18 protein-coding genes are annotated in these 23,633 nt (G+C 62.8%); 16 read left to right on the top strand and 2 right to left on the bottom strand.

The genetic code is table 11. The annotated features are described in order from the left end of the window. The first annotated feature begins 603 nt into the window (after positions 1 to 603). From ACJ8HB_RS16400 to ACJ8HB_RS16335, 14 genes are all read left to right on the top strand, one after another. Positions 604 to 2,040 carry a sensor histidine kinase gene (locus tag ACJ8HB_RS16400; RefSeq protein WP_033635614.1) on the top strand — a complete coding sequence of 479 codons (1,437 nt, stop codon included), beginning with the start codon at positions 604 to 606 and terminating at the stop codon, positions 2,038 to 2,040. A 3-nt stretch (positions 2,041 to 2,043) separates the two neighbouring features. Then, positions 2,044 to 2,916 carry a two-component system QseEF-associated lipoprotein QseG gene (gene qseG / locus ACJ8HB_RS16395; RefSeq protein WP_094860016.1) on the top strand — a complete coding sequence of 291 codons (873 nt, stop codon included), beginning with the start codon at positions 2,044 to 2,046 and terminating at the stop codon, positions 2,914 to 2,916. Further along, positions 2,913 to 4,253, top strand: a complete 1,341-nt coding sequence (gene glrR, locus ACJ8HB_RS16390; protein WP_033635613.1) for a two-component system response regulator GlrR — start codon at positions 2,913 to 2,915, stop codon at positions 4,251 to 4,253. The genes qseG and glrR overlap by 4 nt, the downstream gene beginning before the upstream one ends. Positions 4,254 to 4,382: 129 nt before the next feature. Continuing rightward, positions 4,383 to 6,005: an NAD+ synthase gene (locus ACJ8HB_RS16385; protein WP_025303930.1), complete on the top strand. Its 1,623-nt coding sequence runs from the start codon at positions 4,383 to 4,385 to the stop codon at positions 6,003 to 6,005. 11 nt (positions 6,006 to 6,016) lie between these two features. Next, entirely contained in the window at positions 6,017 to 6,355 is a 339-nt protein-coding gene (gene glnB, locus ACJ8HB_RS16380) for a nitrogen regulatory protein P-II (protein ID WP_004847623.1), read from the top strand. Between the two features lie 475 nt (positions 6,356 to 6,830). Continuing rightward, the gene (locus ACJ8HB_RS16375) at positions 6,831 to 7,754 is read left to right on the top strand and encodes a LysR substrate-binding domain-containing protein (protein ID WP_004941365.1); all 924 of its coding nucleotides are present in this window, start codon (positions 6,831 to 6,833) and stop codon (positions 7,752 to 7,754) included. Between the two features lie 115 nt (positions 7,755 to 7,869). Beyond that, positions 7,870 to 9,333: a gamma-aminobutyraldehyde dehydrogenase gene (locus ACJ8HB_RS16370; protein WP_047570901.1), complete on the top strand. Its 1,464-nt coding sequence runs from the start codon at positions 7,870 to 7,872 to the stop codon at positions 9,331 to 9,333. Between the two features lie 73 nt (positions 9,334 to 9,406). Continuing rightward, a complete protein-coding gene (gene ydcS / locus ACJ8HB_RS16365) occupies positions 9,407 to 10,561 on the top strand; it encodes a putative ABC transporter substrate-binding protein YdcS (protein ID WP_033648931.1) in 1,155 nt (384 codons plus the stop codon). A 53-nt stretch (positions 10,562 to 10,614) separates the two neighbouring features. Beyond that, positions 10,615 to 11,643: an ABC transporter ATP-binding protein gene (locus tag ACJ8HB_RS16360; protein WP_033635610.1), complete on the top strand. Its 1,029-nt coding sequence runs from the start codon at positions 10,615 to 10,617 to the stop codon at positions 11,641 to 11,643. Between the two features lies 1 nt (position 11,644). Continuing rightward, a complete protein-coding gene (locus ACJ8HB_RS16355; RefSeq protein ID WP_094860015.1) occupies positions 11,645 to 12,589 on the top strand; it encodes an ABC transporter permease in 945 nt (314 codons plus the stop codon). Then, positions 12,579 to 13,385 (top strand): ABC transporter permease, encoded by an 807-nt coding sequence (locus ACJ8HB_RS16350; RefSeq protein WP_004941378.1) that lies wholly within the window; start codon positions 12,579 to 12,581, stop codon positions 13,383 to 13,385. The genes ACJ8HB_RS16355 and ACJ8HB_RS16350 overlap by 11 nt, the downstream gene beginning before the upstream one ends. Before the next feature lie 35 nt (positions 13,386 to 13,420). Further along, the gene (gene patD / locus ACJ8HB_RS16345; RefSeq protein WP_033648927.1) at positions 13,421 to 14,845 is read left to right on the top strand and encodes an aminobutyraldehyde dehydrogenase; all 1,425 of its coding nucleotides are present in this window, start codon (positions 13,421 to 13,423) and stop codon (positions 14,843 to 14,845) included. Between the two features lie 213 nt (positions 14,846 to 15,058). Continuing rightward, positions 15,059 to 16,969: an NAD(P)/FAD-dependent oxidoreductase gene (locus ACJ8HB_RS16340; RefSeq protein ID WP_047570904.1), complete on the top strand. Its 1,911-nt coding sequence runs from the start codon at positions 15,059 to 15,061 to the stop codon at positions 16,967 to 16,969. Further along, a complete protein-coding gene (locus ACJ8HB_RS16335) occupies positions 16,966 to 18,150 on the top strand; it encodes a c-type cytochrome (protein ID WP_047570906.1) in 1,185 nt (394 codons plus the stop codon). The genes ACJ8HB_RS16340 and ACJ8HB_RS16335 overlap by 4 nt, the downstream gene beginning before the upstream one ends. Before the next feature lie 37 nt (positions 18,151 to 18,187). Here the strand turns inward: ACJ8HB_RS16335 and hmpA are convergent, their stop codons facing one another. After that, on the bottom strand, positions 18,188 to 19,378 hold the full coding sequence (gene hmpA, locus ACJ8HB_RS16330) for an NO-inducible flavohemoprotein (RefSeq protein WP_033648924.1): 1,191 nt from the start codon (positions 19,376 to 19,378) through the stop codon (positions 18,188 to 18,190). A gap of 357 nt (positions 19,379 to 19,735) precedes the next feature. On the opposite strand from hmpA, the gene glyA reads away from it, so the two are divergent. Together glyA and ACJ8HB_RS16320 are read left to right on the top strand one after the other, a co-directional pair. Further along, the gene (gene glyA / locus ACJ8HB_RS16325) at positions 19,736 to 20,989 is read left to right on the top strand and encodes a serine hydroxymethyltransferase (protein ID WP_047570908.1); all 1,254 of its coding nucleotides are present in this window, start codon (positions 19,736 to 19,738) and stop codon (positions 20,987 to 20,989) included. A 156-nt stretch (positions 20,990 to 21,145) separates the two neighbouring features. Beyond that, positions 21,146 to 22,291 carry a 3-phenylpropionate MFS transporter gene (locus tag ACJ8HB_RS16320; protein WP_047570910.1) on the top strand — a complete coding sequence of 382 codons (1,146 nt, stop codon included), beginning with the start codon at positions 21,146 to 21,148 and terminating at the stop codon, positions 22,289 to 22,291. Here ACJ8HB_RS16320 and csiE read toward each other — a convergent pair whose 3' ends face one another. Continuing rightward, the gene (gene csiE, locus ACJ8HB_RS16315; RefSeq protein ID WP_047570911.1) at positions 22,292 to 23,557 is read right to left on the bottom strand and encodes a stationary phase inducible protein CsiE; all 1,266 of its coding nucleotides are present in this window, start codon (positions 23,555 to 23,557) and stop codon (positions 22,292 to 22,294) included. Positions 23,558 to 23,633: the final 76 nt, after the last annotated feature.

Raw genomic sequence — 23,633 nt, 5'->3', positions numbered from 1 at the left:
TATTGCAAAGTTGGCACGTAACGTGCATTATTCTCGGCGGCTGCTCATTCACCTTTTTATGACGGCGCCGTAATTAGACGGCAAATCGCCTCATAAGCCTCCGAATGATGCCAAAGAAATGGTGCCTATCGTCCAACCAAACCGATAACAGACCGTGCAAGCGGCTTTATCAAGCATCGGGCGACACGTGGAGTGAGGCACCGCCTGTATCCAACTGTGATGAAGGGTTCATCAATCCTGGATACTTACGGATGCTATTCGTCCTGTTCGATGCCAGCCGCTGCGCTACATCACCCTGGGGACGAGGTTTAAGGGCATCCACACTTTCCTTGCGTTGGGGCAAGTTTCTTGCCCCGATGTCAATTCTCAACGCTGCGCTTATCCCTGTTGCGTTGCCTATGCCCTCGAAAGCAGACGCTATCCCCACACTCTTGCTATCGCACCGGTTGATGTTACCGGGGCCGCATGCCGTAGGCAGGCCAGGCCTATGGGCGCGGTTCACCGATCCCGCGGCTTTTTCCTTGCGCGTTCAGGATTCTCCCTTGCCGGGCTTTTCTCTTTCCGGCGAGTCAGTTAGCATCGTGACAGAGCTGAGAGAATGAGATGATTTCGTTGAAAAGATGGCGTTTATTCCCCCGTTCGCTGCGGCAATTGGTGCTGCTGGCCTTCCTGTTGGTGCTGCTGCCGCTGCTGGTGCTGGCCTATCAGGCCTATCAGAGCCTGGATCACCTCAGCGCGCAGGCGGCGGACATCAACCGCACCACGCTGGTGGACGCGCGGCGCAGCGAGGCGATGACCAGCGTGGCGCTGGAGATGGAGCGCAGCTATCGTCAGTACTGCGTGCTGGTCGATCCCACGCTGCAAAAGCTGTATCAGAACCAGCGCAAGCAGTATTCGCAGATGCTGGACGCCCATGCGCCGATTCTGCCGGACGAGCGCTATTATCAAACGTTGCGCCAGCTGCTGACCCAGCTGGCGGCGATCAAATGCCATAACAGCGGGCCGGATCAAGAGGCTTCCGCCTTGCTCGAGTCGTTCTCGCGCTCCAACGCCGAAATGGTGCAGGCCACGCGCGCGGTGGTGTTCTCGCGCGGCCAGCAGCTGCAGCAGGCCATCGCCGAGCGCGGCCAGTTCTTCGGCTGGCAGGCGCTGCTGCTGTTCCTGGTCAGCGTGCTGCTGGTGGTGCTGTTCACCCGCATGATCATCGGGCCGGTCAAGGCCGTGGAGCGGATGATCAACCGTCTGGGGGAAGGGCGCGCGCTGGGCAGCACCGCGTCGTTCAAAGGGCCGCGCGAGCTGCGTTCCCTGGCGCAGCGCATTATCTGGCTGAGCGAGCGGCTGGCGTGGCTGGAATCGCAGCGCCACGAGTTCTTGCGCCATATTTCGCACGAGCTGAAAACGCCGCTGGCCAGCATGCGCGAAGGCACCGAGCTGCTGGCCGACGAGGTGGCGGGGCCGCTGACTTCCGATCAGAAAGAGGTGGTGACGATCCTCGACAACAGCAGCCGCCATCTGCAGCAGCTGATTGAACAGCTGCTGGATTACAACCGCAAACTGGCCGATGGCCCGGCGGCACATGAGAACGTCGAGCTGCGCGAAATGGTCGATTTGGTGGTCGCCGCGCACAGTTTGCCGGCGCGGGCGAAGATGATTTCCACCGAAATTGCGCTGGAGGCGGAAATCTGCTGGGCAGAGCCTACGCTATTAATGCGCGTGCTGGATAATCTCTATTCCAATGCGGTGCACTACGGCAAGGAATCCGGTAACATTTGGATCCGCAGCCGTCAGGTTGGACAACGGGTGCAAATCGACGTCGCCAATACCGGCACGCCGATCCCCGAGGCTGAAAGAGCCATGATTTTCGAGCCTTTTTTCCAGGGTAGTCACCAGCGAAAAGGGGCGGTAAAAGGAAGCGGACTGGGGTTGAGCATCGCTCAGGACTGTATCCGTCGCATGCGCGGTGAGCTGCAACTGGCGACGGTCGCCGGTGCAGACGTCTGCTTCCGCATTGAATTGCCGTTAACCGCCGAGAATGAATAAATAATGTACACATGGTCTAAGCGCCTTCGTCTTTCACAGACCGAAGGTTCACCGCGTGCCACGCACAGGACGCCGCTCGGCAAACGCCCGATCGGCTGGTTGGGCGCCGTCTTCTTTATGCCGCTGTTGCTGGCGGGCTGCGTCGATCGCGCCGTCAGCGGCGGCCTGAACGCTCAGCAGCAAGAGGCGATCCCGGATACCAAGGTGATCGATTACCGCACCGCGGCTTGCGATACCCTGTGGCAGTTGGACGACAAGGACGCGCTGGATAACGCGCTCTACTGGCTGCGCGCGATGGACTGCGCCGATCGCATCGGGTCGACCCAGGCGCGCGCGCTGGCGAAAACGGTGCCTGGCGACAGCTGGTCCGGCGTTTTCAAACAGAGCATCCTGCTGGGCAGCGCGCAGCCGACTTTCGGCGAGCGCCGCCAGATGATCGACAGGATCAACAGCTACCGAATGGAGTTCCCCGGCTCGTTGCGGCCGCTGACGCAGCTGTGGCGCCAGCAGCAGATGCTGCAGATCACGCTGTTCGATGAAAAAGCGCGCTATCAGCATCTGCAGGAGAGCAGCGACAGCCAGATCGATTCGCTGCGCCAGAGCCAGGCGCGTTTGCAATCGCAGCTGCAGGACACCTCGCGCAAGCTGGAAAACCTGACCGACATCGAGCGCCAGCTCTCTTCGCGCAAGCAGCTGCAAGGGGAAATCCCGGAAAACAACACAGGCTCGCAAAAGGGCGAAGCCGCCGGTAAAAACGGCGCGGCCGCCAAAGGGGCGGAGCCGCAGGACGAACCGGAAAAGGGCACCGCGCTGCCGGTTGAACCGGAAGACACCTATACGCCGCCCCCTGCCAATAAGGAGTCTCACGCGCAATGACCGCACGCAAACCGGCCAACCTGCTCTTGGTTGACGACGATCCCAGCCTGCTGAAGCTGCTGGGCATGCGTCTGACCAGCGAAGGTTTTCACGTCACCACCGCCGAAAGCGGCCAGGAAGCGCTGCGCCTGCTGGCGCGCGAACAGATCGATCTGGTGATCAGCGATCTGCGTATGGACGAGATGGACGGCATGGCGCTGTTCGCCGAGATCCAAAAGCATCAGCCGGGCATGCCGGTGATCATCCTCACCGCGCACGGTTCGATTCCCGATGCGGTGGCTGCCACCCAGCAGGGGGTGTTCAGCTTCCTGACCAAACCGGTGGATCGCGATGCGCTGTACAAGGCGATCGACGAAGCGCTCGCGCTGTCGGCCACCCCGGCCGGCGACGACGCCTGGCGCGAAGATATCGTCACCCGCAGCCCGCTGATGCTGCGCCTGCTGGAGCAGGTGAAAATGGTGGCGCAGTCCGACGTCAGCGTCTTGATCAACGGCCAGAGCGGCACCGGCAAAGAGGTGGTGGCGCAGGCGATCCACGCCGCCAGCCCGCGCGCCGGCAAGGCGTTCATCGCCATCAACTGCGGCGCGCTGCCGGAGCAGCTGCTGGAGTCCGAACTGTTCGGCCACGCCAAGGGCGCCTTTACCGGCGCGGTCAGCAGCCGCGAAGGGCTGTTCCAGGCGGCGGCGGGCGGCACGCTGTTCCTCGACGAGATCGGCGATATGCCGCTGTCGCTGCAGGTGAAGTTGCTGCGCGTGCTGCAGGAGCGCAAGGTGCGGCCGCTGGGCAGCAACCGCGATCTGGACATTGACGTGCGCATCATCTCCGCCACCCACCGCGATCTGCAAAAGGCGATGGCGAAGAACGAGTTCCGCGAAGATCTCTACTATCGCCTCAACGTGGTGAACCTGAAGATCCCGGCGCTGAACGAACGCGCCGAAGATATCCCGCTGCTGGCCAACCACCTGTTGCGCGAAGCGGCCCAGCGGCACAAGCCGTTCGTGCGCAGCTTCTCGACCGACGCCATGAAGCGGCTGATGACCGCCAGCTGGCCGGGCAACGTGCGCCAGCTGGTCAACGTCATCGAGCAGTGCGTGGCGCTGACCTCGGCGCCGGTGATCGGCGAAGCGCTGGTGGAGCAGGCGCTGGAAGGGGAAAACACCGCGCTGCCGACCTTCGCCGAAGCGCGCAACCAGTTCGAATTGCACTACCTGCGCAAGCTGTTGCAGATCACCAAGGGCAACGTGACCCAGGCCGCGCGCATGGCGGGCCGCAACCGCACCGAGTTTTACAAATTGCTGTCGCGCCACGAGCTGGACGCCAACGATTTTAAAGAATGACAGTTTGCCGCCGGCGCCTGCCACGCAGGTTCTCAACAAATCCGGCGGAATGATTTACACTCCGTTCTCTTTGCCGCGGCGCGCCCGGCGTAGAGCACCATGGAACGTATTAAGCGGGATCGTACACAAATGAGCAGATCACTTTCCATCGCCCTGGCCCAGCTGAACCTGCTGGTCGGCGACATTGAAGGCAACACCGAACGCATGTTGCAAATCGTGCAGGAGCAGCAGAAGGCGGGAGCCGATCTGGTCATGTTCAGCGAACTGGCGCTGTCCGGCTACCCGCCGGAAGATCTGCTGTATCGCAATGATTTCTATCAGCGCTGCGACGCGCAGCTGCTGCGCCTGCAGCAGGCCTCCGCCGAGACCGCGATCCTGGTCGGCCACCCGTGGCGCGAAGGCGACAAGCTGTATAACGCGCTGTCACTGTTTGCCGAAGGCCGCCTGCTGACCCGCTACTTTAAACAGCAACTGCCGAACTACGGCGTGTTCGATGAGAAGCGCTATTTCCACGCCGGCAACGACACCTGCGTGGTGGAGCTGAAAGGCTACCGTCTGGGGCTGCTGATTTGCGAAGATCTGTGGTTCCCTGAGCCGATTGACGCCGCCAAGGCGGCCGGCGCGGAAATTATCCTGTCGATCAACGCCTCACCGTATAACCGCGAAAAGCCGTATATCCGCAAAACGCTGATGGCCGGCCACTGCCAGCGCACCCAGCTGCCGCTGGTGTACCTCAATCAGGTCGGCGGCCAGGATGAGCTGATCTTCGACGGCTGCTCCAAGGTCTTCGACGCCGCCGGCACCATGACCCACCGTCTGGCGGCCTTCGACGAGCAGGTGACCCGCCTGGAATTCAACGAGCTGGCCGTGGTGCCGATGGCCGATCCGGCCGCCGAGCTGCCGCAGCTGGCGCAGGTGTACCAGGCGCTGGTGTTGGCGGTGCGCGACTACGTGACCAAAAACGGCTTTAAAGGCGCGGTGCTGGGGCTGTCCGGCGGCATCGACTCGGCGCTGACGCTGGCGATCGCCGTGGATGCGCTGGGCAAAGACAAGGTGCAGGCGCTGATGATGCCGTTCCGCTATACCGCGGACATCAGCATCGCCGACGCCAAGGAAGAGGCGGAAATCCTCGGCGTGGAGTTCGATATCGTCTCCATCGAACCGATGTTCGACGCCTTTATGGGCCAGCTGTCGCCGATGTTCGCCGGCACCGAGCGCGACACCACCGAAGAAAACCTGCAGGCGCGTTGCCGCGGGGTGGTGCTGATGGCGCTGTCCAACAAACGCCGTAGCATCGTGCTGACCACCGGCAACAAGAGCGAAATGGCGGTGGGATACGCCACGCTGTACGGCGATATGGCCGGCGGTTTCGACGTGTTGAAAGACGTGCCGAAAACGCTGGTGTTCAAGCTGTCCGAATACCGTAACACCGTCTCCTACGTGATCCCGCAGCGGGTGATCGATCGTCCGCCGTCCGCCGAGCTGGCGCCGGATCAGGTCGATCAGGACAGCCTGCCGCCATACGATATCCTGGACGCGATCCTGGAAGGCTACGTTGAGCGCGACAAATCGGTTGCCGATCTGGTGGCCGAAGGGTTCGACGAAGCGATCGTGCGCAAGGTGATCCGCCTGGTGGACATCAACGAATACAAGCGGCGTCAGGCCGCCGTCGGGCCGCGTATCACCGCCCGTAACTTCGGCAAAGACCGCCGCTACCCCATCACATCCGGTTTTGGCCGCAAAAATTGGTAAAAGGAAAGAAGATGAAAAAGATCGACGCGATTATCAAGCCGTTCAAACTGGATGACGTCCGCGAAGCGCTGGCCGAAGTGGGCATCACCGGCATGACGGTCACCGAAGTGAAAGGCTTCGGCCGCCAGAAGGGCCACACCGAGCTGTACCGCGGCGCCGAGTACATGGTCGACTTTCTGCCTAAGGTGAAGATCGAGATCGTGGTTGCCGACGACATCGTCGACACCTGCGTGGAAACCATCATGCAGACCGCGCAGACCGGCAAGATCGGCGACGGCAAAATCTTCGTCTTCGACGTGGCGCGCGTGGTGCGCATTCGTACCGGCGAGCAGGACGAAGAAGCGATTTAATGTGATCGTCTACCGAGCACCGCCAGCTTGAGCCTGGGCAGTGCTCGGTCTCCTCACGTACTGCGTGTACGCTCCGGGTCCTGCGCGCTGGCCGTGCCTAATCTGGCCGGCGCTCGCTACGCCCCACACCTCAGTGAACATCTCCCGATCTCTCCACAATCCTGGTTATTTTCACCATTAGCATTCTAAAAAAGCGAACGCTATCGCGTTTTTGATACTTTGCCCGATCGCTTTTTTTGCGGGATCTACAATCAATCTAACAATCTTGATTGAGGTGATCCCCAATGAATTTCAAGTTGCGGCTAGGCGGCAAGGGCGTGCATCCCCAGGAGCTTACTCAAGTAAGTGACTGGGGGGACAAATCTGCCGGGAGCAGATTTGAACGCTGCTTGCAGCGGCCCGTTAGGGCGTGGCCTACGGATGGGCCACGTAATAGAACGCAGACAACAACGCAGCGGCTTGAAAGGCGATGGGGATGATGACGTTACGCCAAATCCGCCACTTTATCGCGGTGGCGGAAACCGGGTCGATCTCCGCCGGCGCCCAGGCGGTGTTTGTCTCCCAGTCTTCGCTGACGCTGGCGATCCAGCAGTTGGAAACCGAGATCGGCGTGCGGCTGTTCGATCGCCACGCCAAGGGCATGACGCTGACCCATCAGGGGCACCAGTTTCTGCGCCAGTCGTATCTGATCCTGGCGACGGTGGACAACGCCAAGCGCAGCCTGCAGATCGGCACCGAAAGCCTGACCGGCAAGCTGACCGTCGGCGTCACCAGCCTGGTGGCCGGCTACTTCCTGGTGGAGCTGCTCACGCGCTTTAAATCGGCCTATCCCAACGTCACCGTGCAGGTGGTTGAAGACGAGCGCCCGTATATCGAGCATCTGCTGGTCAGCGGCGAGATCGACATCGGCGTGCTGATCCTGTCGAACATAGAAGACCGCGACGCGCTGCAGACCGAGGTGCTGATGCACTCGCCGTATCGCCTGTGGTTGCCGCCGCTGCACCCGCTGCTGGAGCACGAGAGCATCAGCCTGGCGGACGTGGCCAAACAGCCGCTGATCCAGCTCAACGCCGATGAAATGGACGTGCACGCGCGGCGCATCTGGGCGCGCGCCGGGCTGAAGCCGGAGATCGCCATGAAGACCGCCTCGACCGAGGCGGTGCGCAGCCTGGTGGCGGCGGGGATGGGGGTCTCCATCCAGCCGGACATGGCGTACCGCGCCTGGTCGCTCGAGGGCAACATGATCGAGGCGCGCAAGCTGGACGATCTGCTGGAGCCGCTGGACATCGGGTTGGCGTGGCGGCGCGGCAGCGCGCGGCCGGAGCTGGTGACGCCGTTCCTTACCATCGCGCGCGAGAACGGCAGCAAACACGCCGCCGGGCTTAAGCATTCGATTTAATCGAACGCGGCGTTCAGTATTTAGAATTTGTTGCCCGCCAGAGGCTCGCTTAGGCTGATTAAAACTAACTTATTCACATTTAGTTAACGTTTTTGTCACTTAGGGGCGTCAGGCGATGGCAGATGTGCAGGTTCTCTCAGGTTTGTCCTGTCAGCAGTTCATTAACGGTCAGCTTATCGACGGCGAAGGCCAGCAGGAGTGCATCGTCAATCCGGCCAACGGCGAGACGCTGATCGCCCTGACCGAAGCCTCTTCGGCGCAGGTCGGCAGCGCGGTGAAAGCCGCGCAGCAGGCGTTTGGTCACTGGTCGCGCACCACGCCGGCCCAGCGCGCCGCCCTGTTGCTGCGCATCGCCGACGCCATTGAGCGGCAGGCGCCGCAGCTGGCGCAGCTGGAAGCCCTCAACTGCGGCAAACCGCTGCATCAGGCGCTCAATGACGATCTGCCGGCGGCGGTCGACGTGTTCCGCTTCTTCGCCGGCGCGGTGCGCACGCAGCAAGGGCAGCTGGCCGGCGAGTATGTGCCGGGCCACACCTCGATGATCCGCCGCGATCCGATCGGCGTGGTGGCCTCGATCGCCCCCTGGAACTATCCGCTGATGATGGCGGCGTGGAAGATCGCGCCGGCGCTGGCGGCGGGCAATACCGTGGTGTTCAAACCCTCCGAACATACGCCGCTGACCATTCTGGCGCTGGTGCCGGCGCTGCAGGAGATCCTGCCGCCGGGCGTGCTGAATATCGTCTACGGCGGCGGGGAAGGGGTCGGCAGCCAGCTGGTGGGGCACCCGCAGGTGCGGCTGGTATCGGTCACCGGCGATATCGTCACCGGGCAAAAAATTCTGCAGGCGGCGGCCAAAAGCGTCAAGCGCACCCACCTGGAACTGGGGGGCAAGGCGCCGGTGATCGTCTGCGACGACGCCGATCTCGACGAAGTGGTCAACGGCATTCGCACCTACGGCTATTACAACGCCGGCCAGGACTGCACCGCCGCCTGCCGCATCTACGCGCAGGCGGGCATCTATCCCAAGCTGGTGGACGCGCTGGGCGAGGCGGTTGCCAGCCTGCGCTTCGCCCGCAAGCGCGATCAGGACAATGAGATCGGCCCGTTAATCAGTGCCCGCCAGCGCGATCGCGTCGCCAGCTTCGTCGAGCGGGCGCTCAGCCAACCGCATATCGAATTGATCACCGGCGCCGCGGCCCACTCCGGGCCGGGGTTCTATTACCAGCCGACCCTGCTGGCGGGCTGCCTGCAAAGCGACGAAATCGTGCAGCGCGAGGTGTTTGGCCCGGTGGTCAGCGTCACGCGCTTCGAACACCTGGAGCAGGCGGTCGAGTGGGCCAACGACTCGGAATACGGGCTGGCTTCGTCGGTGTGGACGCAAAATATCGATCGGGCGCTGCACATTGCCGCCCATCTGCAGTACGGCAGCACCTGGATCAACACCCATTTCACCTTGGCGAGCGAGATGCCGCACGGCGGCCTGAAACGCTCCGGCTACGGCAAGGATCTGTCCAGCGATTCACTGCAGGATTACAGCGTTGTCAGGCACGTAATGGCGAAGTTCAAAGCCGGCTTCTAACGGTTATATCAAGAAAAATCAGGCGGCAGCCGTTCCCTGCCGCACATCGATAAGCAACACAGGGGTAATTACGATGGGAAAAACTACCGCAGTCACCACCACCGTCTCCGCGCTCTGTCTCACCGTGCTGTGCGGCCTGGCCCAGGCGGCCGATCTGCCGCAGACGCTGGGCAAAGGCGAAGGCCGGCTGGATATCATCGCCTGGCCCGGCTACATCGAACGCGGCCAGTCCGACAAAAACTACGACTGGGTCACCCAGTTTGAGAAGCAAACCGGCTGTGCGGTGAACGTGAAGACCGCCGCCACCTCTGATGAAATGGTCAGCCTGATGGCCAAGGGCGGCTACGATCTGGTAACCGCCTCCGGCGACGCCTCGCTGCGCCTGATCTTCGGCAAGCGGGTGCAGCCGATCAACACCGCGCTGATCCCTAACTGGAAGAACATCGATCCGCGCCTGCTGAACGGCGCCTGGTACACCGTGGACGGCAAAACCTACGGCACGCCGTACCAGTGGGGGCCGAACCTGCTGATGTACAACACCAAAACCTTCCCGACGCCGCCGGACAGCTGGGCGGTGATCTTCCAGCAGCAGAACCTGCCGGACGGCAAGAGCAACCAGGGCCGGGTGCAGGCTTACGACGGCCCGATCTACATCGCCGACGCGGCGCTGTTCCTGAAGGCCACCCAGCCGCAGCTCGGCATCAGCGATCCATACCAGCTCAACGAAGAGCAGTATCAGGCGGCGCTGAAGCTGCTGCGCAGCCAGCACGCGCTGATCCACCGCTACTGGCACGACACCTCGGTGCAGATGAGCGACTTTAAAAACGAAGGCGTGGTGGCCTCCAGCGCCTGGCCGTATCAGGCCAACGCCCTGAAGGGCGAGGGGCAGCCGATCGCCACCGTGTTCCCGAAAGAGGGCGTGACCGGCTGGGCGGACACCACCATGCTGCATGCCGACGCCAAGCACCCGAGCTGTGCCTACCAGTGGATGAACTGGTCGCTGGAGCCGAAGGTGCAGGGCGACGTGGCGGCCTGGTTCGGGTCGGTGCCGGCTTCGCCGGCGGGCTGCAAGGCCAGCGCGCTGCTGGGTGAGAAGGGCTGCGAAACCAACGGCTTCAACCAGTTCGACAAAATCGCCTTCTGGAAAACGCCGCAGGCGCAGGGCGGCAAGTTCGTGCCGTACAGCCGCTGGACCCAGGATTACATCGCCATCATGGGCGGCCGCTAAGCCGCGGGGCGCAGCCCGCTGCGCCCGAACTACATCAGTATGGAGCACAGAAAATGACCATTGCCGTGCAATTCATCGATGTTTCGCGGACTTTCGGCGATGTTCGCGCCGTGGATCGGGTATCCATCGACATTCAGGACGGGGAATTCTTCTCCATGCTCGGGCCGTCCGGCTCGGGCAAAACCACCTGCCTGCGCCTGATCGCCGGCTTTGAACAGCTCACTTCCGGCTCGATTCGCATCCACGGCCAGGAAGCCGCCAACCTGCCGCCGTACCAGCGCGACGTGAATACGGTGTTTCAGGATTACGCGCTGTTCCCGCACATGTCGGTGCTGGAAAACGTCGCCTACGGCCTGATGGTGAAGGGCGTCGCCAAACGCGAGCGGCTGGCGCGGGCGCAAGAGGCGCTGGAGAGCGTGGCGCTCGGTTTCGTTGCCGAACGCAAACCGGCGCACCTGTCGGGCGGCCAGCGGCAGCGCGTGGCGTTGGCGCGCGCGCTGGTCAATCGGCCGCGGGTGCTGCTGCTGGACGAACCGCTCGGCGCGCTGGATCTCAAGCTGCGCGAGCAGATGCAGGGCGAGCTGAAGAAGCTGCAGCGCCAGCTGGGCATCACCTTTATCTTCGTCACCCACGATCAAAGCGAAGCGCTGTCGATGTCCGATCGGGTGGCGGTGTTCAATAACGGCCGCATCGAACAGGTGGATACGCCGCGCGAGCTTTACATGCGGCCTAAGACGCCGTTCGTCGCCGAATTCGTCGGCACCTCCAACGTGGTGCGCAGCGAGCTGGCGCAGCGCCTGCTCGGCGAAAGCCGAACCTTCTCGATCCGGCCGGAGCATATCCGCCTGCTGGAGCAGGGCGGCGCGGCGCAGGACGAGATCCAGGTGCAGGGCACGCTGCAGGAAATCCATTACCAGGGCGCGGCCACGCGGTATGAAATCGCGCTGAACGGCGGCGAAAAGCTGCTGGTCAGCCAGGCCAATCCGCAGTGGCTCGCCGAAGGGCAACAGCGGCAGATCGGCCAGCCGATCGTCGCCTGCTGGCCGCGCGCGGCGATGGTGCCGCTGCTGGAGGAGAGGTGAGATGGACATGAGCATCGATTCCCCCTCGGCGCGCGGCGGCACCGTGCGCGCGCTGTCGACCTGGCTCTATCGCCGGTCGACGCTGTATCTGCTTTTGCTGCTGGTGCCGCCGCTGCTGTGGTTCGGCGCGGTGTACCTCGGTTCGCTGCTGACGCTGCTGTGGCAAGGGTTTTACACCTTTGACGATTTCACCATGGCGGTGACGCCGGATCTGACCTTCGCCAACCTGGCGGCGCTGTTCAACCCGGCCAACTACGACATCATCCTGCGCACGCTGACCATGGCGGTGCTGGTGTCGCTGGCCAGCGCGGTGCTGGCGTTCCCGATCGCCTATTACATGGCGCGCTACACCAGCGGCCGCGTCAAGGCGTTCTTTTACATCGCGGTGATGATGCCGATGTGGGCCAGCTATATCGTTAAAGCCTACGCCTGGACCCTGCTGCTGGCGAAAGACGGCGTGGCGCAGTGGTTCCTGCAGCACCTGGGGTTGGAGCCGCTGTTGGCTTCGCTGCTGACGGTGCCCGGCGTCGGCGGCAACACGCTGTCGACCTCGGGGCTGGGGCGTTTTCTGGTGTTCGTCTATATCTGGCTGCCGTTCATGATCCTGCCGATCCAGGCGGCGCTGGAGCGCCTGCCGCCCTCGCTGCTGCACGCCTCGGCGGATCTGGGCGCCCGGCCGGCGCAGACCTTCCGCCACGTCATTTTGCCGCTGGCGGTGCCGGGCATCGCCGCCGGGTCGATCTTCACCTTTTCGCTGACGCTGGGCGACTTTATCGTGCCGCAGCTGGTGGGGCCGCCGGGCTATTTCATCGGCAGCATGGTGTACGCCCAGCAGGGTGCGATCGGCAATATGCCGATGGCCGCGGCCTTTACGCTGGTGCCGATCGTCCTGATCGCCATTTACCTTTCCATCGTCAAACGTCTGGGGGCTTTCGATGCACTCTGAACGCGCGCCCTTAGGGCTGAAGCTGGCCGCCTGGGGCGGACTTGTCTTCCTGCATTTCCCGTTGGCGATCATCGCCATCTACGCCTTCAACACCGAGGATGCCGCTTTCAGCTTCCCGCCGAAGGGGTTCACGCTGCACTGGTTCAACGTTGCCGCCGGGCGGCAGGATATCCTCGATGCGGTGCTGCTGTCGGCGCAGATCGCCTGCCTGGCGACCGCCATCGCGCTGGTGCTCGGCACCTTGGCGGCGGCGGCGCTGTATCGGCGCGATTTCTTCGGCAAGGACAGCATTTCGCTGCTGTTGCTGCTGCCGATCGCGCTGCCGGGGATCGTCACCGGTCTGGCGCTGCTGGCGGCGTTCAAGGCGCTGAACATCGAGCCGGGCATCCTGACTATCGTCGTCGGCCATGCGACGTTCTGCGTGGTGATCGTGTTCAACAACGTCATCGCCCGGTTCCGCCGCACCTCGTACAGCCTGATCGAAGCGTCGATGGATCTCGGCGCCGACGGCTGGCAAACCTTCCGTTACGTGATCTTGCCGAACCTCGGCTCGGCGCTGCTGGCCGGGGGCATGCTGGCGTTCGCGCTGTCTTTCGATGAAATCATCGTGACCACCTTTACCGCCGGCCACGAGCGCACGCTGCCGCTGTGGCTGCTGAACCAGCTCGGTCGCCCGCGCGATGTGCCGATCACCAACGTGGTGGCGCTGTCGGTAATGCTGTTGACCATGCTGCCGATCCTCGGCGCTTACTACCTGACCAAAGGTGGGGAAAGCGTCGCCGGCAGCGGCAAATAATTTCCTTACCCGACCTCTGATAAAAGGATAACCCTATGCAAAGCCAACTGTTGATTGACGGCCACCTGGTGAACGGCCAGGGCGCGACCCAGCCGGTGTATAACCCGGCGACCGGCGAAGTGATCGCGCAGGTGGCGGAGGCCAGCCCGGAGCAGGTCGATCGCGCGGTGCTGGCGGCGGACGCCGCGTTCGCCGCCTGGGGGCAAACCACGCCGAAAGAGCGCGCCGAGCATCTGCTCAAGCTGGCGGATCTGATCGACGCGCATGCCGAGACCTTCGCCAGGCTGGAGTCGCTCAACTGCGGCAAGCCTTATCACTGCGTGTTGAACGACGAACTGCCGGCGGTGGCCGACGTGTTTCGCTTCTTCGCCGGGGCCAGCCGCTGCCTGACCGGCATGGCGGCCGGCGAGTATCTGGCCGGGCATACCTCGATGATCCGCCGCGATCCGCTGGGCGTGGTGGCCTCGATCGCGCCGTGGAACTACCCGCTGATGATGGCGGCCTGGAAACTGGCGCCGGCGTTGGCGGCGGGCAACTGCGTGGTGATCAAGCCGTCGGAACAGACGCCGCTGACCACTTTCAAACTGGCCGAACTGGCCGCCGGGCTGTTCCCGCCGGGCGTGCTCAACGTGCTGTTCGGCCGCGGCGCCAGCGTCGGCGATCGGTTGACCGGGCATGACAAGGTGCGCATGGTGTCGCTGACCGGCTCGATCGCCACCGGCGAGCACATCATCGCCCACACCGCCGCCGGCATTAAGCGCACCCATATGGAACTGGGCGGCAAGGCGCCGGTGCTGGTGTTCGACGACGCCGATCTGCAGCAGGTGGTGGACGGCATTCGCGGCTTCGGTTTCTACAACGCCGGGCAGGATTGCACCGCCGCCTGCCGCATCTACGCGCAGAAAAGCATTTATCCCGAGCTGGTGAAGCGGCTGGGCGAGGCGGTGGCCAGCCTGAAGATCGGCGCGCCGGACGACGAGAGCACCGAGCTGGGGCCATTGATTACCGCCCAGCATCTGGAGCGGGTCGCCGGTTTTGTCGAGCGAGCCAAAGCCTTGCCGCACGTGCAGGTGGTGACCGGCGGCGAGAAGGTGAAGGGGCCGGGTTACTACTTCCAGCCGACGCTGCTGGCCGGCGCGCGCCAGGAGGATGAGATCGTGCAGCGCGAGGTGTTCGGCCCGGTAGTGACGGTGACGCCGTTTGACGACGAAGAACAGGTGCTGGCCTGGGCGAACGAATCCAACTACGGGCTGGCGTCGTCCGTGTGGACTCGCGACGTGGGCCGCGCGCATCGCTTAAGCGCCCGCCTGCAATACGGCTGCACCTGGGTGAACACCCACTTCATGCTGGTGAGCGAAATGCCGCACGGCGGCCAGAAACTGTCCGGCTACGGCAAGGATATGTCGATGTACGGGCTGGAGGATTACACCGCCATTCGTCATGTGATGTTCAAACATTGATTTTACAATAATTATCCGCACAATAGCGCGGCCTTCGGGCCGGCCCCGGCCGGCCGATGATAATAATATTCCCCTATGAATTTCAGGCTACGGCTAGGCGACCAGCTTGTTCATCCCCAGGAGCTTACTTAAGTAAGTGACTGGGGATGAACAAGTGCAGGCAACAACGCTGTAGCTTGAAATACGACGGGGAAAAATTGAAAGGAAGCCTATATGGGTATTACCCGACGCGATTTTCTCAACGGGGTGGCGATCACCATCGCCGCCGGGTTGACGCCGCTGCAAATCTTGCGCGCGTCGCCGCAAACCGCCAATCAAACCCTGTACTACCCGCCGGCGCTGACCGGGCTGCGGGGTAACCATCCGGGCTCGTTCGAGCATGCGCACCAGTTGGGGCGCGACGGCAAAACCTTTGATTTCGGCAGCGTGCCCGCCGTTGAAGAGTTCGATCTGGTGGTGGTCGGCGCCGGCATCAGCGGGTTGGCGGCCGCCTGCTTCTGGCAGCAGCTGAAAGGTGAGCAGCAGCGCATTTTGCTGATCGACAACCATGACGACTTCGGCGGCCACGCCAAGCGCAACGAATTCAACACCGACGACGGCATGCTGCTCGGCTACGGCGGCAGCGAATCGCTGCAGTCGCCGCGCTCCAACTTCAGCCCGGTGGCGATGGGGCTGCTGCGCAATCTCGGCGTCGATATCGATCGGCTGGAGCAGGCGTTTGACACCACCTTCTACCCGGATCTGAACCTGAGCCGCGGGGTTTACTTCGATCGCAAGAACTTCGGCGTCGACAAGGTGGTGAGCGGCGATCCGGGCCGCACGGTGGCGGACGACATTCCGCGCGATCGTCTCAACGGCCGCTCTTATGAAGCGTTCATCGGCGATTTCCCGCTGCCGGAAAGCGATCGCCAGGCGTTGATCGCGCTGCATACGGTGAAGAAAGATTATCTGCCGGAGATGACGCTGGAGCAGAAGGTCGAGTGGCTCGATACCCACAGCTACACCCAGTTCCTGCGCGAGAAGGTGGGCCTGAGTGAGCTGGCGATCCGTTATTTCCAGCAGACCACCAACGATTTCCAGGCGGTGGGCATCGACGGCACGTCGTGCAGCGATGCGCGCATCTGCGATCTGCCGGGCCTTGACGGCATGAATCTGCCGCCGCTGGACGAGGAGTCGCAGGCGGATCTCGACGATCCTTACGTGTTCCACTTCCCGGACGGCAACGCCACGCTGGCGCGCCTGATGGTGCGCAAATTGATCCCGGCGGTGGCGCCGGCCGGCAAAGACATGAACGACGTGGTGCTGGCCAAATTCGACTACGGCCAGCTCGATCGGCCGGAGTCGCCGGTGAAGCTGCGTTTGAACAGCACCGGGCTGCACGCGGCCAACGTCGGCGACAAGGTGGAAGTCACCTACATGACCGGTGAGAAGATGACCAAGGTGCGTGCCGGGCAGGTGGTGATGGCCGGCTACAACATGATGATCCCGTACCTGGTGCCGGAGATGTCGCACGAGCAGCAGGAGGCGCTGAAGCAGAACGTCAAGGCGCCGCTGGTGTACAGCAAGGTGGTGATCCGCAACTGGCAGCCGTTCATCAAGCTGGGCGTGCACGAAATTTATTCGCCGGCCGCACCGTACAGCCGCGTGAAGCTGGACTACCCGGTGAGCATGGGCGGGTACCAGCACCCGCGCGATCCGGATCGGCCAATCGGCCTGCATATGGTCTATGTGCCGACGCTGCCGGGCAGCGGCCTCAGCCCGCGCGAGCAGTCGCGCAAAGGGCGCGCGCTGCTGCTGGGCACGCCGTTCGAGGTGCACGAGCAGATGATCCGCGAACAGCTGCAGGGCATGCTGGGCGAGGCCGGTTTCGACCATCAGCGCGACATTCAGGCGATCACCGTCAACCGCTGGTCGCACGGTTACTCCTACTTCCTCAACGGGCTGTTCGACGACGAAGACGAGGCCACGAAAATCATCGAAACGGCGCGGCAGCCGATCGGCAAGATCGTTATCGCCAACTCCGATGCCGACTGGAGCCCGTACGCCAACTCGGCGATCGATCAGGCGTGGCGCGCGGTGAATGAACTGGCCTACGGCAAGGTAGCCGCCAAGGAGGGAGCATGAGTCTGCGTTCGCTGTACCTGTTGAGCCTGCTGGCGGCCGGCGGTTCGGCCCAGGCGATGTCGGCCGGGGAATACGTCGCCAAAGCCGGTGACTGCACCGCCTGCCACACCGCGCCGGGCGGCGCCGAATTGGCGGGTGGCATGAAGTTCCCGACGCCGCTCGGGGCTATCTACGCCACCAACATCACGCCGGACAAGCTGCACGGCATCGGCGCCTATTCGTTCGAGGAGTTCGATCGCGCCATGCGCCAGGGGATAGCCAAAGACGGCCACCGGCTCTACCCGGCGATGCCGTACACCTCGTACGCCAAAATGAGCGTGGAAGACATGCGCGCGCTGTATGACTATCTGATGAAAGAGGTGCCGGCGCAGAACGTCGCCAACCGGAACAGCGACATCAGCTGGCCGCTGTCGATGCGCTGGCCGCTGGCGGTGTGGAACTCGCTGTTCCACGACGACCAGCCGTATCAGGCCGATCCGCAGCAAAGCGCCGAGTGGAACCGCGGCGCCTATCTGGTGCAGGGCGCGGGCCATTGCGGCAGCTGCCACACGCCGCGCGGCTGGGCGATGCAGGAGAAGGGGCTGGACGGCAAGGAACCGGTGTTCCTGAGCGGCGCCGAGCTGGACGGCTGGTACGCCTCCAATCTGCGCGGCCTGCTGCCGGAAGAGGTGACGGCGCTGCTGAAAACCGGCCGCAGCCGCCATGCGGCGGTCGCCGGGCCGATGAGCGAGGTGGTGACCCACAGCACGCAGTATCTCAGCGACGGCGATCTGAACGCCATCGCGGTGTACCTGCGCAGCCTGGCGCCGGACACCGCCGCCAAAGCCGCTGCGCCTGCCGCGCAGGCGGATAACCCGGGCGGCAAGGCGACCTACGCGATGTACTGCTCGACCTGCCACGGCAATAAGGGGGAGGGCACTGACTTCGCCATTCCGGCGCTGGCGGGCAATGCCACGGTAACGGCGGACAATCCGCTTACCGCGCTGCGGGTGGTGCTGGAGGGGGCGCATACGCCGACCACGCAGCAGGCGATGGCGTTCGACATGCCGGCTTACGGCTGGGCGTTGAACGATCGTCAAGCGGCCGATCTGATGAGCTATCTGCGGGGAAGCTGGGGCAACCAGGCGGCGCCGGTGACGGTGCAGCAGGTGCAGGACGCGCGCCAACTGCAGGCGAAATGAAGAGGGAGCGCGGCTTGACGGCCGCGCTCCGCAAGCATTACAGCACCTTATGCGGGCCGAAGCATTCGTAGTGGATGCGTTCGGCCTCTACGCCCATTTCCAGCAGCTGTTTGCCCACGAACTGCATGAAGGCCACCGGGCCGCAGAAGTAATAGTGCATCTGCGGATCGGCCAGGCTGCCTTGCAGCGCGCTCAAATCCATCAATCCGCGGCTGTGGTAGTCGCGGCCTTCCACGTCATCGGCGCCCGGCTCGCGGTACCACACATGGCGGCTCAGATTCGGCATGCGCCCGGCAATATCCGCCACTTCATCGGCAAAGGCGTGCACGCCGCCGTTTTCCGCCGCGTGCAGCCAGTGGACCTGCGCCTGATGCTGGCTGTCGTGCAGGGTGTTGAGCATGCCGAGCATCGGGGTTTGGCCGACGCCGGCGGAGATCAGCGCCACCGGCGTGGTCGGCGCCACGTCGAGGAAGAAGTCGCCGTGCGGCGGGGCGATGTAGATCACGTCGCCTTCCTGCGCCTGCTGGTGCAGGTAGTTGGACACTTTCCCCTGATCTTCGCGCTTCACCGCGATGCGGTAGAACTCGCCGTTCGGCGAGGTGGTCAGCGAGTACTGGCGAATTTCCTGATGTTCCAGGCTGTCGTGCTTGATGTAGACCGCCAGATACTGCCCCGGTTTGAAGTCCGCCACCCGGCCGCCGTCCACCGGCGCCAGCACGAAACTGCAGATCACGTCGCTCTGCGGCTGTTTCTTCAGGATGCGGAACGCGCGCAGATCGCGCCAGCCGCCGTTGTCGGTTTCACTCTGCTGATAAATCTGTTCTTCACGCTGGATAAATACGTTGGCCAGCACGCCGTAGGCCTTGCCCCAGGCGTCCAGGACTTCCTGACCCGGGCTGAACATTTCGTCCAGGGTCGCCAGCAGGTGACCGCCGACGATGTTGTATTGCTCCGGCTGGATATTGAAGCTGGTGTGCTTCTGCGCGATGCGCTCCACCGCCGGCAGCAGCGCCGCCAGGTTCTCGATGTTGGCGGCATAGGCGCAGATGGCGTCGAACAGCGCCTGACGCTGATCGCCGTTGCGCTGGTTGCTCATGTTGAAAATGTCTTTCAATTCCGGGTTGTGCGCGAACATGCGATCGTAAAAGTGGGCGGTCAGCTTCGGCCCGGTCGCAGCCAGCAGGGGAATGGTGGATTTCACGGTGGCGATGGTTTGGCTATCCAGCATGGAAGCGCTCCTTGGGTTGGGATCTTGACGAGAATTTTAATGATGTATTTTAAATGCATCTTATTGGGTTCCGCGTCGCTTGTAAATACCCTTGTTTTCGTTGCGGTGTTCTTCGGGCGTCGATCGCGCTCACAGAACATGAAAAAAGCGCATCGTTCGCATGAGGAAATGTCCGTTGATAAACGGCGGCGTTTAGCGGATCAAAGCCTTGCGCCACCTTATGCCAATCGTTTGCGTAAAAACCTCTGTCAAGACCTATCTTCGGTGGGGCGAAACGGTTTACACTGTGGCCCAGAACCCAAACGGGTAGTTATTTGGTGATTTTTTAGTTAGCTGATTTAAGTCAGGAGATGCCGGATGTTAAAGCGTGAAATGAACATTGCCGATTACGATGCGGAACTGTGGCGTGCCATGGAGCAGGAAGTGGTGCGTCAGGAAGAGCACATCGAGCTGATCGCGTCTGAGAACTACACCAGCCCGCGCGTGATGCAGGCTCAGGGTTCCCAGCTGACCAACAAATACGCTGAAGGCTATCCGGGCAAGCGTTACTACGGCGGCTGCGAATACGTGGATATCGTTGAGCAGCTGGCTATCGATCGCGCCAAAGAATTGTTCGGCGCCGATTACGCCAACGTGCAGCCGCACTCCGGCTCCCAGGCTAACTTCGCCGTGTACACCGCGCTGCTGCAGCCGGGCGACACCATTCTGGGCATGAACCTGGCGCACGGCGGCCACCTGACCCACGGTTCCCCGGTCAACCTGTCCGGCAAACTGTATAACGTGGTGCCTTACGGCATCGACGACAAAGGCCAAATCGACTATGACGATCTGGCCAAGCAGGCGCAAACCCACAAGCCGAAAATGATCATCGGCGGCTTCTCCGCTTACTCCGGTGTGGTTGACTGGGCCAAAATGCGTGAAATCGCCGACAGCATCGGCGCTTACCTGTTCGTCGACATGGCGCACGTGGCGGGCCTGATCGCCGCCGGCGTGTACCCGAACCCGGTACCGCACGCGCACATCGTCACCACCACCACCCACAAAACCCTGGCGGGCCCGCGCGGCGGCCTGATCCTGGCGAAGGGCGGCGACGAAGATCTGTACAAAAAGCTGAACTCCGCCGTGTTCCCTGGCGGCCAGGGCGGCCCGCTGATGCACGTGATCGCCGGCAAGGCGGTGGCGCTGAAAGAAGCGATGGAGCCTGAGTTCAAGGTTTATCAGCAGCAAGTGGCGGTCAACGCCAAGGCGATGGTGGACGTGTTCCTGCAGCGCGGCTACAAAGTGGTCTCCGGCGGCACCCATAACCACCTGTTCCTGCTGGATCTGGTCGACAAAAATCTGACCGGTAAAGAAGCGGACGCTGCCCTGGGCCGCGCCAACATCACGGTCAACAAAAACAGCGTGCCGAACGATCCGAAAAGCCCGTTCGTCACCTCCGGCGTGCGTATCGGCACCCCGGCCGTCACCCGTCGCGGCTTCAAAGAAGCCGACGTGCGCGAACTGGCCGGTTGGATCTGTGATGTGCTGGACAACATCAACGATGAAGCCACCATCGAACGCACCAAGAAGAAAGTGCTGGATATCTGCGCCCGCCTGCCGGTTTACGCGTAATCCCGCTTTCGCCCGACAAAACCCGCTGCGGCGGGTTTTTTTGTGGCCGCTCGCGGCAAACTGTGAGCTGTCTGGCACTCTAACGCATTGAAGTGGAATGAAGATTGCGGGGCGGTGTGAGCTCTGTCAAAGTATTGCCCTCACTCCGGAGGGATCATGGTTCTGCAATCCACGCGTTGGCTCGCGCTCAGTTATTTCACCTACTTCTTTTCCTATGGCATCTTCTTACCGTTCTGGGGCGTGTGGCTGAAAGGCGAGGGCATCGCGCCCGAAACCATCGGCATGCTGCTCGGCGCCGGCTTGGTGGCCCGCTTCCTCGGCAGCTTACTGATTGCGCCCCGCGTTAAAGATCCCTCTCATTTAGTCTCCGCCCTGCGCCTGCTGGCGCTGCTGACCCTGGCCTTTGCGGTCGGTTTCTGTTTCGGCAACGGCTGGGGTTGGCTGATGCTGGTGATAGCGGGTTTCAACCTGTTCTTCTCGCCGCTGGTGCCGCTGACCGACGCGTTGGCCGCCACCTGGCAAAAGCAGATCCGTATGGACTACGGCCGGGTGCGGCTGTGGGGTTCGCTGGCGTTCGTCATCGGCTCGGCGCTGACCGGGCAGCTGGTAGCGGTATGGGGCCATAACGCCATTCTCTACAGCCTGATCTTCAGCGTGCTGGCGATGCTGCTGGGCATGCTGTTGAAGCCGAGCGTCATGCCGCAGGGCGAAGCGCGCACGCGCAGCGGAACCGAACGTTCGCTGTGGGCACTGTTGAAAGAGGGGCCGGTCTGGCGCTTCCTGCTGTGCGTCACGCTGCTGCAAGGGGCGCACGCCGGCTACTACAGCTTCGGCTCCATTTACTGGCAGGAGGCGGGCTATTCGGCCTCGACCATCGGCTATCTGTGGTCGCTGGGCGTGGTGGCGGAGGTGATTATTTTCGCCAGCAGCAACGTGCTGTTCCGCCGCTGGAATGCGCGCAACCTGCTGTTGCTCTCCGCCTGCTGCGGCGTGTTGCGCTGGAGCCTGATGGCCTATAGCACCGAGCTGGGCTGGCTGCTGCTGATCCAGATCCTGCACTGCGGCACTTTCACCGTCTGCCATTTGGCGGCGATGCGCTTTATCGCCGCGCGTCAGGGGCAAGAGGTGATCCAACTGCAGGCGGTGTATTCGGCGCTGGCGATGGGCGGCGGCATCGCCGTCATGACGGTCATTGCCGGGTTCCTGTTCGAACATTGGCAGGGCGGGGTATTCTGGGTGATGGCGGCGGTCGCGGTGCCGGCCTTGTTTATCCGGCCGCCGGCGGTCAGCCTCAGCCGCTGATTAAGGGGCTTCCAGCAGCGCGCGGATCGCCTGGCGCTGCCGGGTTTCCAGCGGTAGTTCGGTATAGATCAGCGGCGGGTGCGGATCGCTGTGCACCGCCGCATAAGGGGTGATCACCAGCGTGATGCCCTGCGGCGCTCCGCCGCGCAGATAGTCGCTCAGCGGCAGGTACTTGATGTTCAGCGGCAGCAGCGTGAGCTCTCGGATCTGATATTCCACTTCCTCTTCCAGCTGCGGGTTGTCCAGCGTCAGCAGCAGCACCTGCTTTTCCTGCAGCGCGTTGTCCTGCATCAGCCAGGCGCCGAAGCTGATGGCCACCAGACCCGCCTCCTCGTTGGAAAAATGCACGCCGTACTCCTGCTCCAGCGGTTTCAGCGCTTCCTGCGTGGTGCGCATCAGCCGCGGGTATTTGCGCACCACTTCTTCCAGCAGCATATTGTCGATGCCGATGGCGAAACGGCAGCGCTCCAGCGCCGGCGCCAGATGGGCGAACAGCTGGCTGACCAGCTCCGCCTTGCTGCTGAAGGCCATGCCGGAAAGTTGCTGGAAGCGCTCGACCATGCTGTCGATCGCCACCATCAATCTCCGCTCTTGCGCTGAGTCGTTGCTGTGGTAGCTGTGATTTTTCAACATGGTGAAGGTCAGCGCCAAAAAATCGCGCTCGTCTGCCTGCGGCGGCTGGTTAAACAGCCGGTTGCAGGCCTGATGCAGCCAGGCGGCGGCTTGCTGTTCCGGCTTTTTCCGCAGCCAGTCGCGTTGAACCGCGTCGAAACGCGGATGCTGCTGCAGGCGATTTTGCCAGGCGCAGTAGAGCAGGTAATGCTGCAGGAATTGGCGGTCGCGCGCATCGAAGTGGCGGCTGAGCAGCGGCTCGCAGGCGTCGATCGCCTCTGTCAGCGCAGACGCCGGGGCGGCATCGGTCGCCAGCGCTTGCCGCAGGCGCGGGGCGAAATCGCCTTCGACAAACCGCGGGCTACAGCGCAGGGCCCGCCGCAGCCAGTGGATCAGGCACAGGCGTTGGTCGAGCACGCTGCCCCGCAGTTGGTAGCCATGGTCGGGATCGACGGCGATCTCCAGGTGATGGAAACGCTGGATTTCACTGGCCACCTCGGCTATATCTTGCCGGGTTATCGGGGGGGCGACGCCGTTGATTCGGCTTAGGGTCTCCAGCTGTAACTCGGGCTCCGGCGTGTACAGCATCAGCAGCAGATGGCAGCGCCGTTGTTGTCCGGAGAGCTCGGGCACGGGAGAGGTGTCCAGGCTCATTATCACCTTCCGGCATAAAAGGTTGCGATTATGCCTAAGCATAGCAAAAGGCTTTGTGACGGCAGGATTACCGCGC

The sequence above is a fragment of the Serratia sp. CY27727 genome, assembly GCF_052169275.1.
GTDB classification, from domain to species: Bacteria; Pseudomonadota; Gammaproteobacteria; order Enterobacterales; family Enterobacteriaceae; genus Serratia; species Serratia sarumanii.
The sequence above is the reverse complement of the archived record's forward strand: the minus strand, read 5'-3'. Positions and strand labels throughout refer to the sequence as shown.